This is a genomic window from Rhodococcus sp. EPR-147, from assembly GCF_001647185.1.
Taxonomy (GTDB): domain Bacteria; phylum Actinomycetota; class Actinomycetes; order Mycobacteriales; family Mycobacteriaceae; genus Rhodococcoides.
In genome coordinates this window covers 1-15,544 of sequence record NZ_LVCU01000038.1, presented here as the reverse complement: position 1 = coordinate 15,544, position 15,544 = coordinate 1, and the positions used below count along the sequence as shown (strand labels likewise).

The 15,544-nt window shown below is 66.3% G+C and carries 15 protein-coding genes; 11 read left to right on the top strand and 4 right to left on the bottom strand.

The window, feature by feature from the left end; genetic code table 11:
- Positions 1–4: 4 nt before the first annotated feature.
- Genes A2J02_RS01415 through A2J02_RS01405 form a run of 3 tightly spaced genes read right to left on the bottom strand, consistent with a single transcriptional unit; the run spans position 5 to position 3,644 of the window.
- A complete protein-coding gene (locus A2J02_RS01415; RefSeq protein WP_068045793.1) occupies positions 5–1,252 on the bottom strand; it encodes a glycosyltransferase family 4 protein in 1,248 nt (415 codons plus the stop codon).
- Positions 1,249–2,781 (bottom strand): 1,4-alpha-glucan branching protein domain-containing protein, encoded by a 1,533-nt coding sequence (locus tag A2J02_RS01410; protein ID WP_068045825.1) that lies wholly within the window; start codon positions 2,779–2,781, stop codon positions 1,249–1,251. The genes A2J02_RS01415 and A2J02_RS01410 overlap by 4 nt, the downstream gene beginning before the upstream one ends.
- Positions 2,782–2,804: 23 nt before the next feature.
- The gene (locus A2J02_RS01405) at positions 2,805–3,644 is read right to left on the bottom strand and encodes a class I SAM-dependent methyltransferase (protein ID WP_068045791.1); all 840 of its coding nucleotides are present in this window, start codon (positions 3,642–3,644) and stop codon (positions 2,805–2,807) included.
- 170 nt (positions 3,645–3,814) lie between these two features.
- Here A2J02_RS01405 and A2J02_RS01400 point away from each other — a divergent pair, with 170 nt between their 5' ends.
- The 11 genes from A2J02_RS01400 to ligA all read left to right on the top strand — a co-directional run bounded on the left by A2J02_RS01400 (position 3,815) and on the right by ligA (position 14,663).
- The gene (locus A2J02_RS01400) at positions 3,815–4,615 is read left to right on the top strand and encodes an electron transfer flavoprotein subunit beta/FixA family protein (protein ID WP_068045787.1); all 801 of its coding nucleotides are present in this window, start codon (positions 3,815–3,817) and stop codon (positions 4,613–4,615) included.
- Between the two features lie 42 nt (positions 4,616–4,657).
- Complete coding sequence (locus A2J02_RS01395; protein WP_068045784.1) at positions 4,658–5,614, top strand: electron transfer flavoprotein subunit alpha/FixB family protein; 957 nt, start codon at positions 4,658–4,660, stop codon at positions 5,612–5,614.
- A gap of 146 nt (positions 5,615–5,760) precedes the next feature.
- A complete protein-coding gene (locus tag A2J02_RS01390) occupies positions 5,761–6,579 on the top strand; it encodes a GNAT family N-acetyltransferase (protein ID WP_068045781.1) in 819 nt (272 codons plus the stop codon).
- Positions 6,576–7,466 carry a lysophospholipid acyltransferase family protein gene (locus A2J02_RS01385; protein ID WP_068045780.1) on the top strand — a complete coding sequence of 297 codons (891 nt, stop codon included), beginning with the start codon at positions 6,576–6,578 and terminating at the stop codon, positions 7,464–7,466. The genes A2J02_RS01390 and A2J02_RS01385 overlap by 4 nt, the downstream gene beginning before the upstream one ends.
- An 82-nt stretch (positions 7,467–7,548) precedes the next feature.
- Positions 7,549–8,787: a cysteine desulfurase family protein gene (locus A2J02_RS01380; RefSeq protein WP_068045777.1), complete on the top strand. Its 1,239-nt coding sequence runs from the start codon at positions 7,549–7,551 to the stop codon at positions 8,785–8,787.
- Positions 8,787–9,875: a tRNA 2-thiouridine(34) synthase MnmA gene (gene mnmA / locus A2J02_RS01375; RefSeq protein ID WP_068045774.1), complete on the top strand. Its 1,089-nt coding sequence runs from the start codon at positions 8,787–8,789 to the stop codon at positions 9,873–9,875. The genes A2J02_RS01380 and mnmA overlap by 1 nt, the downstream gene beginning before the upstream one ends.
- Positions 9,872–10,891, top strand: coding sequence for a methionine synthase (locus A2J02_RS01370; RefSeq protein WP_068045771.1), 1,020 nt, complete (start codon positions 9,872–9,874; stop codon positions 10,889–10,891). Before mnmA ends, A2J02_RS01370 begins: the two co-directional genes overlap by 4 nt.
- A 131-nt stretch (positions 10,892–11,022) precedes the next feature.
- On the top strand, positions 11,023–12,033 hold the full coding sequence (locus A2J02_RS01365) for a GGDEF domain-containing protein (protein WP_082899461.1): 1,011 nt from the start codon (positions 11,023–11,025) through the stop codon (positions 12,031–12,033).
- Positions 12,034–12,072: 39 nt separating this feature from the next.
- Positions 12,073–12,210 (top strand): hypothetical protein, encoded by a 138-nt coding sequence (locus A2J02_RS27530; RefSeq protein ID WP_156516035.1) that lies wholly within the window; start codon positions 12,073–12,075, stop codon positions 12,208–12,210.
- Positions 12,211–12,274: 64 nt separating this feature from the next.
- Positions 12,275–12,457, top strand: coding sequence for a hypothetical protein (locus A2J02_RS01360; protein WP_068045768.1), 183 nt, complete (start codon positions 12,275–12,277; stop codon positions 12,455–12,457).
- A gap of 157 nt (positions 12,458–12,614) precedes the next feature.
- Entirely contained in the window at positions 12,615–14,663 is a 2,049-nt protein-coding gene (gene ligA / locus A2J02_RS01355) for an NAD-dependent DNA ligase LigA (protein WP_068045821.1), read from the top strand.
- Positions 14,664–14,694: 31 nt separating this feature from the next.
- Here the strand turns inward: ligA and A2J02_RS01350 are convergent, their stop codons facing one another.
- On the bottom strand, positions 14,695–15,345 hold the full coding sequence (locus A2J02_RS01350; protein ID WP_068045765.1) for an amino acid-binding protein: 651 nt from the start codon (positions 15,343–15,345) through the stop codon (positions 14,695–14,697).
- Between the last annotated feature and the right edge of the window lie 199 nt (positions 15,346–15,544).

The window sequence follows — 15,544 nt, the reverse complement described above, 5'->3', positions numbered from 1 at the left end:
GTTCTCAGGTACGGCCGGGGATCGCGCGCTCGGCGATGTGTGGGCGGGCCAGGGGATGCCGAACCTTGCGTTTGGCTTCCAGGTAGACCTGGGCCGTCGACTCGGCGACGTGCTTCCAGTCGAAATCCACGGTGAGCCTGTCGCGGGCGGCCACGGCTCGTTCCTGCGCGGCGTCCGCGTTGTCGATAACGCGCCGCACGGCGGCAGCGAGCCCACCGACGTCGCCGGGCTCGAATGACAGGCCGGTCACGCCGTCGACGATGGCTTCACCCAGACCGCCTGCGGTGGACGCGACCAGTGGGGTGCCCGCAGCCGCCGCCTCGAGCGCGATGATGCCGAACGGTTCGTATCGACTGGGTAGGACGATGGCGTCGGCTCCGTGCAGCCAGCCGAGCAGTTCGGTGTGGTCGAGATTGCCCAGAAACGACACTGCGCGCGCAACCCTGTGCGTGCGCGTCAGCCCTGCCAACCAGGCGAACTGTGTTCCCTCGCCGGCGATGTGCAGGGTGGTGCCCGGGTGGCTTCGTCGGATGCGGGGCAGGGCGGCGATGGCATCCTGGATGCCCTTCTCGTACTCGAGTCGGCCGACGTAGAGCAGTTTGGCCGGCTCCGATCGGGGCTCTCGTCGACGAAAGTGCCAGGTGGATCGGTCGATTCCGTTGCGAATCACCGTCACCGCCGACTCGGATACTCCGAACAGGGTGGTGACCTCGTCCTTCATCGACCCCGAGCAGGTGATCACTTCATCGGAATCGTTGGCGAGCCACCACTCGACGGAGTGCACCTGACGGTTGACGGGGCCGGAGATCCAGCCGCTGTGGCGGCCGGCCTCGGTGGCGTGGATGGTCGAGACGAGCGGTACGTCGTAGAACTCGGCCAGTGCGATCGACGGGTGCGCGACGAGCCAGTCGTGCGCATGCACGACGTCGGGTTGCCAGCCGTCGCCCAGACCCGGCTTTCCCAGCGCGACGCCGGCACGCACCATCGCGTGCCCCATCGCGAGGGTCCATGCGAGCATGTCCTCCCCGAAGACGAAGTGAGCCGGGTCCTCGGCTACGGCGACGACGAGCACCCCGTCCTCGATGTGGTGCGACGTCGGATGGGTGGCGGCGTCGGTTCCGGTGGGTCGACGCGACAGCACCACGACCTCGTGGCCGCATCGGACCAGTTCGGTTGCCAGGTGATGAACGTGCCGACCGAGACCGCCCACCACCACGGGTGGGTACTCCCACGACACCATCAGAACCTTCATCGACGCCCCCCTGCATCTTCTCTCTCGCCGCCGACGTGTGTACCGGGCAGTCGGCGCGCGTCCAACGCAGGAAACAGCCCGTCCGCGCGGTTCCACTGCCGAGCCAATTCGTCCGCTCGAACAGGTGACCCACCCGCGGCCGCGGCAGCGATCTCGCGCAACGCATGTGCGTGAACGTGTGCCCGTTCCCGCGCGTAGCCTGCGGCGGAATCCTTGCTGACCATGAATGCCCAGTCGCTGGCCACGGCCATCAGTGTCTCACGCAGTATCTGATCGTTGACGCGATTGCGGAGTTCGGGTCCACCGGCGCGACGCTGTGCAGCTCGGGCGGTATCGACGGCGTCGAGAGCGGTCCGAGAGACCTCGGCATTGAGCGCGACCAGGTCCGCGACGTCGTCGCCCGCCCACACCCGCCAGTCCTTGCCCGATCCCCACGACGAATCCTGCAGTTCCAGTGGCGCTCCGACGTATCCCTGCTCGCGGGCGTCGCCGAGCGTGCCGACGGTGATGCCTGCGGCGGGAAGCGCGCGCATCAGCTTGCCGAGCCACTGCGGACCCTCGTGCCACCAGTGCCCGAACAGCTCGGTGTCGAATGCCGCGACGACGAGGGCGTCGCGACCGATCCGCTCGGACTCCGAGATCAGGCGCCGACGAACCACATCGACGAAGTCGGCCACGTGACGGTCCACCGTCGCTGCCGCCCGCTCGGGATCGTAGGGAGCCTTGTCGTTCGACGCGACCGAGCGGCCGGTGACCCGGGCCGGTTTGAGACCGGTCGCGTGATCGTAGGTGTGGAAATCCCGATAGGAACCGTGGCCGGGATAGCCGGACTTCGGTGACCAGACGCGGTAGCTGACCGGCAGGTCGCGTCCGAACGCGACGACGTCGGAGTCCCATACCGGCCTCCCGAGGGAGGTGTCTCCACGCATCGCGGGCCCGTCGACCATGAAGTGCGAGACCCCGGCGGCGGCGTATTCGGTCTCCATGCCGGGGGTGAATCCGCATTCGGGTGCCCAGATGCCTCGGGGCGTGGTGCCCCACCGGGAGCGGGCGTCGAGCAGACCTTCGCTCAGTGAGAACTGCCGAAGCCGCGGATCGAGCAGCGGCTGGAAGGGATGCGCCAGCGGTCCACCCAGCAGTTCGACGGTGCCGGTGTCGACCAGCGGCCGGAGTACCGCCGAACCGCCGTGTAGCCACCGGGCCTCGAATCGATCGAGCGCCGCGGCAGAACCTCGGTGCTCACGAACGGACAGGTCGCGATCTGTTGCCTCGTGGGCCCTGAGCTGCCAGTTCCCGAGCCAGTGGTGCATTCCGGACAGGCAGTGTGGATCGTCGAGTTGAGCGGCCAGAACCGGGGTGATCCCCAGCGACAGCACGTCGGTGTGACCGTCCTCGGCCAGTTGCTCGAGCACCGCGGTGAGCGGCAGGTAGCAGTCGGCCCAGGACTGATACAGCCACTCCTCGCCTACCGGCCACCTGCCGTGATTGGCCAACCACGGCAGGTGGGAGTGCAGAACGAGAGAGAACATGCCCGGCACGGTTGCACCGGATGTCACCCGATCACCGTGCTCGAGCTCTTGCGGGCAACGACGACCAGGTCGAGGCTGTCGTCGATGCGGTCGGCGGTGATGTCGAAATCCTCGATCGAGACAGCCGCGACGTCCTCGGTGAGTTCGGCAGGCCAGGGTTCGCCGGCCAGGGCTCGTTCGATCTGAGCGTCGATGAACGAACCGCCGTGCTTGGCATCGAGGGCGGCCAGAGTGCGTCCGTGCCTGACCCCGGTGAGTTCGTCGACTTCGAGCCGAGCGTCCACGAGTAGTTCGGTGAGTTCGGCCGCGTCGAGTTCGCGGGTGTGGAAGGGATTGAGCGGGGTGTCGCGGCCGGGCGAGAACGTGATGCGGTTCGGTGTGCTGATCAACAGAATGCCGCCGGGCGCGAGCACCCGGTGCACCTCGGCGAGGAACGCACCTTGATCCCAGAGGTGCTCGATCACCTGGAAATTGACGACGACGTCGATCGAGGAATCGGCCAACGGAAGGCGGTCGAGGTTGCCACGCAGCATGGTCACCCTCGGGTAGCGGGCATGCACGTGTGCGGCGGCCGACGCGTCGTAGTCGAGACCGAGAACGTTCGACGCGACATCGGCAATCATGTTGGCTCCGTAGCCTTCTCCGGATCCCGCTTCGAGCACCGTTCGGTCGCGGCAGCGCTCGACGAGTGCGCGGTAGACCACCTCGTGGCGGCGGAACCAGTAGTTCTCCTCGGCGATGCCGGGCACGGTGCGCTCTCCGGTGAGGGGGAGTGGTTCCGGTGCCGGTGCCTGAGCCGATGAATCGTTCACCGCCGAAAGGTTAGTGGAGGCGCGCGGGAGGTAAGCCAACGTGGTCTCCATGACAGTCGGGGTGCAGATGTATGGTCGGACAGGCAGGGAGGTAAGTTACCCACGAGTAACTACGGTGAGGTAACCTCGTCCCAGACCGTAGAACTGCACCAACCAGTACTGCACCAACCGTTAGAACACTCACGATCAGCAGAACATGACCAGGAGGTCGACGCAGACCCATGACGAACATCGTTGTTTTGATCAAGCAGGTTCCAGACACGTGGTCCGAGCGCAAGCTCACCGACGGTGACTACACCCTCGATCGCGAGGCTGCCGACGCCGTCCTCGACGAGATCAACGAGCGGGCCGTCGAAGAAGCACTGCTCATCAAGGAAGCCCAGGGCGGTGAGGTCAAGGTTCTGTCCGCAGGCCCCGACCGTGCCACCGATGCCATTCGCAAGGCCTTGTCGATGGGTGCAGACAGTGCAGTGCACCTCAACGACCCGACCCTGCACGGCTCCGACGCGATCCAGACCGGATACGCGCTGGCCGCAGCGCTCGGCAACGTCGCATTCGAGAACGACGAGCCGGCCGATCTCATCATCGCCGGCAACGAGGCCACCGACGGCCGCACCGGTGCCGTTCCCGCGATCATCGCCGAGTACCTGCAGATCCCGGCCCTGACGCAGATGCGCAAGCTCGTCGTAGCCGACGGCAAGGTCACCGGCGAGCGGGAGACCGACGAAGGCATCTTCGGCCTCGAAGCCGCGTTGCCCGCCATCGTGAGCGTCACCGAGAAGATCAACGAACCGCGATTCCCGTCCTTCAAGGGCATCATGGCCGCCAAGAAGAAGACGGTGCAGACCATCACGCTCGCCGACATCGGTGTCGAGGACGGCATCGTCGGCGTCGACAACGCGGGAACGACCGTCACGTCGTCCACCCCCAAGCCTCCCAAGACTGCAGGCGAGCGGCTCACCGACGAGGGCGACGGCGGCGACAAGATCGCCACCTACCTCGTCGGCCAGAAGATCATCTGATCCCGCCCCACCGAGCAATCGAAGACAAACGAGGAGCAAGTCATGGCAGAAGTACTCGTGCTCGTGGAGCACGTCGAGGGAACACTGAAGAAGGTCAGCACCGAGCTGATTACCGCCGCTCGTGCGCTGGGTGAGCCGTCCGCGGTCGTCACCGGCCCGGTCGGCACCACCGACAAGGTCGCCGACGCACTGACCGAAGCCGGTGCCGAGAAGATCTACGCCGCCGAATCCGACGCGGTCGACGGATTCCTCGTCACCCCGAAGGTCGACGTGCTCTCGGCACTCGCGGAGTCGGTCTCGCCGGCAGCGATCTTCACCGCTGCCACGATCGAGGGCAAGGAAGTTGCGGGACGGCTCGCAGCACGCCTCGGCTCGGGCTACCACAACGACGTCGTCGCAATCAACGGCGACGGCAGTGCCGTCTACTCCATCTTCGGTGGCGCGTTCACCGTCGAGGCCAAGGCCAACGGCGACGTTCCGGTCATCTCGCTGCGCCCCGGTGCAGTCGAGGCCGAGCCGAAGGCCGGAGCGGGCACCCGCGAAACCGTCGAGGTTCCCGCGCAGGAAGAGGGGGCCGTCAAGGTCACCTCGCGTGACCCGATCGTCGGCGGCGACCGTCCGGAGCTCACCGAGGCATCGGTCGTCGTGTCCGGTGGACGTGGTGTCGGCAGCGCCGACAAGTTCACCGTCGTCGAGGATCTGGCCGACTCGCTAGGTGCCGCAGTCGGTGCCTCGCGCGCCGCTGTCGACTCCGGCTACTACCCCGGCCAGTTCCAGGTGGGTCAGACGGGCAAGACCGTCTCCCCGCAGCTGTACGTCGCGCTGGGCATCTCCGGAGCCATCCAGCACCGTGCAGGCATGCAGACCTCGAAGACGATCGTCGCGGTCAACAAGGACGAGGAAGCGCCCATCTTCGAGATCGCCGACTACGGCATCGTCGGTGACCTCTTCAACGTCGCACCGCAGCTGACCGAGGCAGTCAAGAAGCACAAGGGATAGCCTCCAGCGCTGTTCGACGACAGGCCCTCACCGCTCGCGCGGTGGGGGCCTGTCGTCTCGGGCAGCGCAACCTTGTTCACACAAACTCTTCCGACACGTTTCCCCGACGATGCCCGGTGGCCTTCCCCGCTCGTTAGACACACCTCATGACCACTTCCGTCATGAGCTCGACTGCATCGATCGTCCCGGCCACCGACCGTTATTCGCTGGTGTTGTCCACCGACCCGGAGCACCGACTCGCCGCGCAGCGTCTGCGCTACGAGGTGTTCGCTTCCGAGCCGGGGTTTTCCATTCCCACCGACACCGACGGCCTCGACGCCGATCGGTTCGACGAATTCTGTGATCATCTGCTCGTTCGTGACCAGTGGACCGACACGTTCGTCGGCTGCTACCGCATGTTGCCTCCGCAGGCCGCCGTGTCCGCCGGCGGGTACTACACGGCAACCGAATTCGATATCTCCGCGCTCGATCCAGTCGGCATGAACATCGTCGAAATGGGAAGGGCTGCAGTTCATCCCGATCACCGGTCCGGGTCCGTGCTCGGGCTGATGTGGGCCGGAATCCTGCACTACCTCGATGTGACGGGATACGAGTGGGTCATGGGGTGCGTGTCGGTGCCCATGCAGTCGGCACCAGGGGATCCGATCGGGGCCAACGTTCGCGGTGTTCGAGACCGCCTGTTGGACAGGCACGCCACGCCGCCCGACCGTCGGGTCCGGCCGTACGCTCCGGTCGTCGTCGACGGGGTGGATCTGATCGACATCGAACCCGCGAAGCGAACGTCGATGCCGCCGTTGATGAACGGCTACCTCCGGCTCGGTGCCTCCATCTGCGGTGAGCCGGCTCATGATCCGGAATTCGGTGTCGCCGATTTCGTCGCATTGCTCGGGCTGCACGAGGCCAACACTCGCTATCTCGACCGGTTGCGTTCGGCAGCAACGACGTTCGAGTCGGGTGTCCGGTGACACGACCGATCGTGCACGCGTGGATGCCGTCGTCGCCGTGCAGTGACGGCTGTCTGCCGAAGAACCCACCGACGGTGGGACGAATCGTCCTCGCGCTCCGAATCGCACTGGCGATGGTGGCCTTCGGGTTGCTGCCGGTGTTGGTCGTCCTCGGGGTTCCGTTCCCGCGGGTTCGCCGCTCGCTGACGCGGATCGGTGCTCGCACTCTGCTGTTCGCCATCGGGATCGATCTGACCGTGCTCGACGCTCGCTCCGACCGCGAACGCTCCCGCACCGCCGCAGGTGCACTGCACGTCGCCGGTCACATCTCCTGGACCGACGTCGTCGTGCTCACCGCGGTACAGCCGTCGACCTTCGTGGCGCGTGCCGACCTGATCGACTGGCCGCTGCTCGGTCGCCTGGCGCGGGCCATGAAGGTACTTCCGATCGATCGAGCTCGACTCCATCAGCTCCCCGGCGTCGTCGATCAGGTTGCCGATCGTGTCCGCGCAGGCGGGTCGGTCGTCGTCTTCCCCGAGGCCACCACCTGGTGTGGTCGTGCATACGGCTCGCTACGGCCGGCGCTGCTGCAGGCCGCGATCGATTCGGAGACCTGGGTACAACCGATTCGGCTGCGCTACGTCGACCGGACCGGCGAGCAGACCACCGCCACCTGCTTCGTGGGAGAGGAAACGATCGGTGCCTCCATCGGCCGGATCTTCCGACTGCGAGGACTGCGCGCCGAGGTGGAGTTCACGGCCCCGGAGGCACCCGGCGGCGATCGACGCGACCTCGCCCGGCGGTGCGAGGTGGCGATTCGCCGGGACGACGTCTACGACCCCGCTGTGCACGAGGTCGTGGCCGAGGCCGAACGCAGCCCGGTGCCGCCGAAGGTCGCGGCGGCCTGACCGAGCATCGATCACCGTGACCGCGGACCCACCTCGCGCAGGTAGGTCCGCGGTCACGGCAGCGGGTATCGTCTAGCCTGTTATGCCTTCTGTGCGCAGTACGACTGCTCCCGTCCCGCCGCGGCCACCGGTGTACCTCGATCACGCAGCGACGACCCCGATGCTGCCGAGTGCGATCGAGGCGATGACATCTGTGTTCGCCACGGTGGGCAACGCGTCCTCGCTGCACACCTCCGGTCGTTCCGCTCGGCGTCGAGTGGAGGAATCCCGCGAGTCGATCGCTGCGGATCTGGGCGCGCGCCCGTCCGAGGTGATCTTCACCTCCGGCGGTACCGAGAGTGACAACCTCGCCGTCAAGGGCATCTTCGCTGCGCGTCGAGACTCCGATGCGGCGCTGACCAGGATCATCGCCAGCTCGGTTGAACATCACGCGGTACTCGACGCAGTGGAGTGGCTCGTCGCACACGACGGTGCGAGTGTCACGTGGCTCCCGGTCGACGCCGAGGGGCGGGTCACCCCGGATGCCCTGCGCGCCGAGCTGGCCCTGCATGCCGACGAGACCGCGTTGGTGACGATCATGTGGGCCAACAACGAAATCGGCACCGTCATGCCGATCGCCGAGCTCGCAGCCGTGGCCGCCGAATACGGGGTTCCGATGCACAGCGATGCGGTCCAGGCCGTGCCGCATCTGCCCGTCGGGTTCTCCGAGAGCGGCCTGTCCGCCCTCAGCATCGCCGCGCACAAGTTCGGCGGACCCCAGGGCGTCGGAGCGTTGTTGCTCGGCCGCCAGGTCCCGTGTGTTCCGCTCTTCCACGGCGGGGGGCACGAGCGAGACGTTCGATCGGGCACTCCGGACACTGCAGGCGTCGTCGCGATGGCGGCTGCGCTGCGTTCTACCGTCGAGGACTCCGCGCGGCACCGAGCAGAACTCGGAGCACTACGAGATCGGTTGATCGCCGGAATCCGAGACGCCGTTCCCGACGCGATCCTCAACGGTCCGGAAGGCGACGACCGGCTGGCCGGGAACGTGCATTTCACCTTTCCCGGGTGCGAGGGTGATTCGCTGTTGATGTTGCTCGACGCGGCAGGCATAGAATGCTCGACGGGCTCGGCGTGCACCGCAGGCGTCGCCAGCGCCAGCCATGTACTGATTGCGCTCGGGTGCGATCCGGCCGTCGCCCGTGGATCACTGCGGTTCTCGCTGGGAGCCGGCTCGTCCGAATCGGACGTCACCACTGTGCTTGCGGTTCTGCCGCAGGTTGTCGAACGTGCTCGCGCCGCCGGAATGGCCGGCGTCGGAGCTCGAGGAGGAAATCGCTGATGCGTGTTCTGGCTGCTATGAGCGGGGGAGTCGACTCGGCCGTGGCCGCGGCCCGTGCCGTGGACGAGGGCCACGACGTCGTCGGCGTGCACCTGGCTCTGTCGACTGCTCCGGGAGCTCTGCGCACCGGTTCGCGTGGTTGCTGCTCCAAGGAAGACGCGGGTGACGCTCGTCGCGCTGCCGACGTACTCGGAATCCCCTTCTACGTATGGGATTTCGCCGATCGCTTCAAAGAGGACGTCATCGACGATTTCGTCGCGTCCTACGCTGCGGGCGAGACCCCGAATCCGTGCCTGCGCTGCAACGAGAAGATCAAGTTCTCCGCTCTGGCGGACCGCGCTCTCGCGCTGGGCTTCGACGCCGTGGCGACCGGGCACTACGCGCAACTGCACGACGGCGTCTTGCGACGTGCCGTGGACGCGGACAAGGACCAGTCGTACGTATTGGCGGTACTGAACCAGGCACAGCTCTCGCGTGCGATGTTCCCCATCGGCGACACCCCGAAGTCCGAGATTCGCGAGGAAGCTGCCGAGCGAGGGTTGGCCGTTGCCGACAAGCCCGACAGTCACGACATCTGCTTCATCCCCTCGGGCGACACTCGCGCATTCCTGGGCGCGCGCATCGGCGTGCGCCCGGGCAAGGTCGTCGACTCCGAGACCGGAGCCGAACTGGCCGATCACGAGGGCGTGCACGGCTTCACCATCGGGCAACGCAAGGGTCTCGGTGTGGAAGGACCGGCCGCCGACGGCCGTCCCCGCTACGTGACGTCGATCGAACCCGACAGTGGCACGGTCATGGTCGGCTCCGCGCAGAAGCTCGACGTCTGGGCGATCAGCGGTGACCGCGCGGTGTGGACCGAAGGTACCGCCCCGACCGGCCCCATCGAGTGCGTCGTCCAGGTTCGCGCGCACGGTGGACTGACCGAGGCCGTCGCCGAGGCAGCGGGCGACGGCATGGAGATCCAACTGCGGTCTCCACTGACCGGTGTGGCCAAGGGGCAGGCAGCGGTGCTGTACCGCAAAGACATTCACGGAGACATCGTCATCGGCAGCTCGACCATCTCGGGCACTCGATCCGAGCGCGAGTGACCCCGAGCGTTTTCGCGGGGCTCGCGACCGGTATCGGTTCGTGGCCGGGCACCGACATTCGTGAGGCCGCGGCGGTCGTCGTAGGGGAGTTCACCGAGCTTCCACACATCGTCGAACTTCCGGCCCGCGGTCTGGGCGCGGACATGATCGGGCGCACCGGAGCCATCATGGTCGACGTCGAACTCGACGTACGCACCTCCGGCTATCGCGTCGTGCCACGTCCGATGCTCGCCGGCCGTCGGGCGACCGATTTCCTGGCCGAGGACCTCGATGTGCTCGAGGAACTGTGGGAGGTCTCGGGGCTTCGCGGTAGTGGCCGCACCATCAAGGTCCAGGCCGCGGGTCCGTTCACGATGGCAGCGCAGGTCGAACTTCGGCACGGGCATCGGGCCCTGACCGATCGCGGGGCGCTGCGGCACTTCGCCGAATCTCTCGGCGAAGGGCTGCGTCTGCATTGTGCGGAGTTGACGCGTCGGCTGGGGGTCGAGGTCGTCGTTCAGCTCGACGAACCCAGTCTCGCAGCCGTTCTGGCCGGCAGCCTGACGGGGATCACCGGGCTCGATTCGGTGCGCGCAGTCCCGGAACCGGACGTTCTCGACCTGCTGGATTCACTGATCGAGACGATAGACCTTCCCGTTGCGGTGCATTGCTGCGACGGCGACGTTCCCTTCGATCTTCTTCGCCGTTCGCGTGCCGTTGCGGTTTCCGTCGACGCGACTGCGCTGCGCCGCAGCGACTTCGACGGAATCGGCGAGCTGCTGCAATCCGGCAAGACACTGATGCTCGGGTTGATTCCGTCCGAAGCCCCCGCGCGGCCACCCCAGTGGCGCGAACTGGCCGAGCCCGGTGTCACATTGATCGACCGACTCGGTTTCGACAGGTCGGTTCTCGCCTCCCGGATTTCTGTGACGCCTGTATGTGGATTGGCGGGCAGCACACCGGAGTGGGCCCGTCGCGCAACAGGACTCGCCCACGACGTGGCCGCCGCGTTCGGAGATTCACCCGATTCGTTGTGAGATCACACAGCCGGACGGAGTGAAACACCGCGGACTCCGGAGGATCGAGCCCACTACAATTAGTACGTCGAACAGGTGTGACACTATTCACATGGCCGTTGGGGGTCTGTTGAATACGTGGGAGTTCGGAAATGGCATCAGGTGGTCGCGACTTCGACGAGGTTGCCTCCCTCCGGCGTTCCGGCAGGCACCGCCGAGGTCTCCTCGCGAAACTGGCCGCGGCCACCTCCGACTGGTACGGGGCTCCGCACGATTTCGAGTGGATCCTCAATCACAGATCGACCCGTCCGCTGACCGGGATCATTCGTGCCGTGTTCGGCACCGCCACGATGATGTACGCCGTCACGTCGATCCTGATGCTGTTCAGCGATCTCGGTCCTCAGGGCAGTGTGGCCATCGGCTGGGTTCTCTTCGTTCTCGTCACCCAGGTGTTCGTCGCCGCACGGTGCGTGTTCGGGCCGATCCCCGGGAAGAAGTTCTTCGTCGCGTTTCTGGCCTTCGGGGACATTCTCACGACATCGGTGTTGATTCTGTACGCACCTGTCGCGTCCCTGATCGGAACGGTGTTGTTCGCCGTCACGGGGGCGTTCTGCACCTACTTCCTCAGTCCGCGGCTGCTGGTGGCGCACCTGGTATGGACCGCCACGTTCATCATCGGGTTCGGTGTCCGCGTGTTCCTGGCAGTGATGAACGGCGAGGTCGGATACATCGACGGGCCTTCGGTGGCGACGGCCACCGTGGTTCTCCTTCTCGCCACCGTCGGTGTGCCGGTGTTCGCTCAGGTGGCGTGGACGACGCTGTCCAACGACGCCAAGCGATCGGTTCTCGATCCTCTGACCGGGGTGTACAACCGGCGCGGCATCGACAGCGAATTGCTGGACCTGTGGCATCAGGCCAGCAAGCGGGGCATGTCCATGGCATTCCTGGTTGTCGACATCGACAAGTTCAAGTCCGTCAACGACCGATTCGGGCACAGCCGCGGCGACGAAGTGATCGTGCGCGTCGCCGATCGGCTGCGCCGCTTGGTCCGGCATCAGGGCGGAGTGCTCGCCCGAACCGGTGGCGAGGAGTTCCTCGTCGCCATGGTCGGTGATGCGCGGGGGATGGTCGATCTCGGCTTCGACGCGGTTCGGATGCTCTGAGACCACCGCGACGACATCCCCGTCACCGTCAGCGTGGGAATGGCGTTGTTGCGCGAGGATTCGGCTCTGTGGGACGTGGGGAAGTCCGTGGTCGGCAGAGCAGCCCGTACGGCGGACGCGGCGATGTACCGGTCCAAGCAGTCCGGAGGAAACAGCTTGGTCATCGACGAGATCTGAGCCATAGCACCACGTCGCTGGATGCGCCGGTGTGCCTGGGTGGGACCTCTGCGATGATCGTGCGATGTATCGGCTATCGGATGCTCAGCGACGTGGACTGCCTGCCGGAGTGCTGTTGTCGGTGATGGCCTCCGTGCTCGGCGGAATCTACGCCGACTCCTTCGTGACCGGATTCGCCTTGACCGCCGGTGTCTGCGCGGTGGCGATCATCGCCGCGACGCTGTTGCTGGGTCTGCTGGGGCGGTAGTCGCTGCGCTGCAGCCCGTGCTTCTCTGTCGGTGGGTTCGGATAATCTTCGACACGTGCCAGAAGCGACCGAACCGCCCGCAGGAAACGACGAGACCGCAGGGACCGTCGGTGTCGAACTCGATGCCGCGTCGTCGGCCGATCGTGAGCGATGGCAGATGCTGGCCGAGGAAGTACGCGGTCATCAGTTTCGCTACTACGTGCGCGACGCCCCGATCGTGTCCGACGGCGAGTTCGACGCGTTGCTGCGTGAGCTGAACGAGCTGGAAGAAGCACACCCGGATCTGCGCACCGCGGATTCACCGACGCAACTCGTCGGGGGAGGCTTCGCAACGGAATTCACCGCCGTGGACCATCTCGAACGAATGTTGAGCTTGGACAACGTGTTCGATCACGACGAGTTGCGTGCCTGGGCCAAAAGAGTCGAGACCGAGGCAGGGCCTGATCTGGAGTACCTGTGCGAGGTCAAGATCGACGGCGTCGCCCTGAATCTGGTGTACGAGAACGGGACGCTCGTGCGCGGTGCCACGCGAGGTGACGGGCGGACCGGTGAGGACGTGACGCTCAACGCACGCACGATCGACGACATCCCGGACACTCTGACGGGTAGCGAGCAGTACCCCGTGCCGGAGTTGTTGGAAGTGCGCGGCGAGGTCTTCTTCCGGCTCGAGGATTTCCAGGCGCTCAACGCCTCGCTCGTGGCAGAGGGCAAGCCCCCGTTCGCGAATCCACGAAACTCGGCGGCGGGGTCGCTGCGACAGAAGAATCCGGCGGTCACCTCCAAGCGACGTCTGGGAATGATCTGCCACGGCTTCGGTCGCATGGTGGGTTTCACCCCGGAGTCGCAGTGGCACGCGTACGAGGCGCTTCGCTCCTGGGGGCTGCCCATTTCCACCCACACGACCCGCGTGCAGGGCGTCGACGCAGTCGTCGAGAAGGTCGTCTACTGGGACCAGCACCGTCACGACGTCGAACACGAGATCGATGGCCTGGTCGTCAAGATCGACGACATGTCGCTGCATCGTCGACTGGGGACGACGTCTCGCGCGCCGCGGTGGGCCATCGCGTACAAGTACCCACCGGAGGAAGTCACCACGACGCTGCTCGACATCCGCGTCAGCGTGGGCCGGACGGGCAGAGTGACGCCCTTCGCGTACATGACGCCGGTGCTCGTGGCCGGGTCCACAGTGTCGCTGGCGACGCTGCACAACGGTTCGGAGGTCAAGCGCAAGGGCGTTCTGATCGGTGACACCGTGACCATTCGCAAAGCGGGAGAGGTCATTCCGGAGGTTCTCGGCCCGGTCGTCGACGCCAGGACCGGTGACGAGACCGAGTTCGTCATGCCCACCGAGTGCCCGGAGTGCTCGACGCCACTGGCCCCGGCCAAGGAGGGTGACGCCGACCTGCGGTGCCCCAACTCGCAGTTCTGCCCGGCGCAGCGTCGCGAGCGAGTGTTCTTCGTCGCCGAGCGGCAGCGATTCGACATCGAGGGCCTCGGGTACGAGGCCGCATCCGACCTGTTGGCCACCGGGGCCATCGAGGACGAGGGCGATCTGTTCTCGCTCACCGACGACGACTTGATGAAGACGGCGATCTTTCGCACCAAATCCGGGTCGTTGTCCGCCACCGGTCGAAAGTTGCTCGACAACCTGGCCACCGCACGGAATCAGCCGCTGTGGCGGGTGCTGGTCAGTCTGTCCATTCGGCACGTGGGGCCGTCGGCAGCCAGGGCACTGGCAGGGGAGTTCGGCAGCCTCGAGCGGATACGGGCGGCGTCGGTCGAGGAACTCTCGGCGGTCGACGGGGTGGGCGGCACCATTGCGGCCGCAGTCTCCGAGTGGTTCGAGGTCGACTGGCACCGCGCCATCGTCGACAAGTGGCAGGCAGCAGGCGTGCGGATGGAAGACGAGCGCGATGCGTCGATCGAGCGGAACCTGGAGGGGCTCTCGATCGTGGTCACCGGGTCGCTGACGTCCTACTCGCGTGACGAGGCCAAGGAAGCGATTCTGTTGCGAGGTGGCAAGGCTGCAGGTTCGGTGTCCAAGCAGACGGCGTTCGTGGTCGTCGGCGAGGCTCCGGGGTCCAAGCACGACAAGGCTATCGAGCTCGGCGTGCCGGTACTCGACGAAGCGGGTTTCACCCTGCTGTTGACCGAGGGACCCGAGGCCGTGGCTCCGGCCGAAGCAGAACCCGGATCGGCGGACTGACCGAGCCCGGACGCGTCAGTGCCTCGGTGCGTCAGTTCAGTACCGTCGCGACGATGCCGGCGAGATAACCGAGGCGGGCGACCTCCGAGGGCCTGAACTCCGGGCCGCCCGGCCTGCCCAGCATCAGCACGGTGCCGGTGGTACCGAGGGGAGCAGCGGCGATCTTGGTGTCCATGTCGCGCCATACCTGGGGCACCCACTCGGCGTCGGAGTCCAGAGCAGCGGGGGCGTTCAGCGGAAACCACGGTAGCTCGGCGGCGTGAGTCTCGGGAGCACCGGAGCTGCCCACCAGCCGGAACGGGCCGTGCGCGTTGGTGGCAACGACGGTGCTCCACCCCACTCGAAGGACACGGGGCGCTCCGTCGACGAGCACCTGGAGTCGATCGTCGGACGCCGCGGCGACCCGATCGATCAGTTCCAGTTCGCGATGCGTGTCGAGGACGCCGGTGTACGGGCGGATGGAATCGACCCGGACATCGGTGAGGTTCTCGGCAGCAGTGATCAGCGTGTCCGGAAGCGAACCCGGAGCAACGTCGACCACCAGATCGTCGACCGCATAACCGTCGCCGCGTTCGATGACGTCGAGGGAGAGGATGTCCGCCCCGACCGACCCGAGCGCGACGGCCAACGATCCGAGGCTGCCCGGACGATCCGGCAGTTGGACGCGGAGCAGGTAGGACATGTCACGCTCCCTTTCGACTTCTGGCGTACTGCGGCCACCCCAGCGTCAGCGGTCGTTGCTGGCTGGCAGAAGGGAACACTGTGCACCCCGGCGCGAGCAATCCTTGCATCTTCGACCTGTCCGGTACGTCGCGCAACGCGGGCCGTGACAATTCCGACACTCGACGCAAGCCACGAGGCGTGAGTGAAGCCTGCGTAAT

What these genes read in the sequence shown, in the direction of transcription:
- A2J02_RS01415 (WP_068045793.1), bottom strand. Translation starts at nt 1,252, where the DNA reads ATGAAGGTTCTGATGGTGTCGTGGGAGTACCCACCCGTGGTGGTGGGC.
- A2J02_RS01410 (WP_068045825.1), bottom strand. Translation starts at nt 2,781, where the DNA reads ATGTTCTCTCTCGTTCTGCACTCCCACCTGCCGTGGTTGGCCAATCAC.
- A2J02_RS01405 (WP_068045791.1), bottom strand. Translation starts at nt 3,644, where the DNA reads ATGGAGACCACGTTGGCTTACCTCCCGCGCGCCTCCACTAACCTTTCG.
- A2J02_RS01400 (WP_068045787.1), top strand. Translation starts at nt 3,815, where the DNA reads ATGACGAACATCGTTGTTTTGATCAAGCAGGTTCCAGACACGTGGTCC.
- A2J02_RS01395 (WP_068045784.1), top strand. Translation starts at nt 4,658, where the DNA reads ATGGCAGAAGTACTCGTGCTCGTGGAGCACGTCGAGGGAACACTGAAG.
- A2J02_RS01390 (WP_068045781.1), top strand. Translation starts at nt 5,761, where the DNA reads ATGACCACTTCCGTCATGAGCTCGACTGCATCGATCGTCCCGGCCACC.
- A2J02_RS01380 (WP_068045777.1), top strand. Translation starts at nt 7,549, where the DNA reads ATGCCTTCTGTGCGCAGTACGACTGCTCCCGTCCCGCCGCGGCCACCG.
- mnmA (WP_068045774.1), top strand. Translation starts at nt 8,787, where the DNA reads ATGCGTGTTCTGGCTGCTATGAGCGGGGGAGTCGACTCGGCCGTGGCC.
- A2J02_RS01365 (WP_082899461.1), top strand. Translation starts at nt 11,023, where the DNA reads ATGGCATCAGGTGGTCGCGACTTCGACGAGGTTGCCTCCCTCCGGCGT.
- A2J02_RS27530 (WP_156516035.1), top strand. Translation starts at nt 12,073, where the DNA reads ATGGCGTTGTTGCGCGAGGATTCGGCTCTGTGGGACGTGGGGAAGTCC.
- A2J02_RS01360 (WP_068045768.1), top strand. Translation starts at nt 12,275, where the DNA reads ATGTATCGGCTATCGGATGCTCAGCGACGTGGACTGCCTGCCGGAGTG.
- ligA (WP_068045821.1), top strand. Translation starts at nt 12,615, where the DNA reads ATGCTGGCCGAGGAAGTACGCGGTCATCAGTTTCGCTACTACGTGCGC.
- A2J02_RS01350 (WP_068045765.1), bottom strand. Translation starts at nt 15,345, where the DNA reads ATGTCCTACCTGCTCCGCGTCCAACTGCCGGATCGTCCGGGCAGCCTC.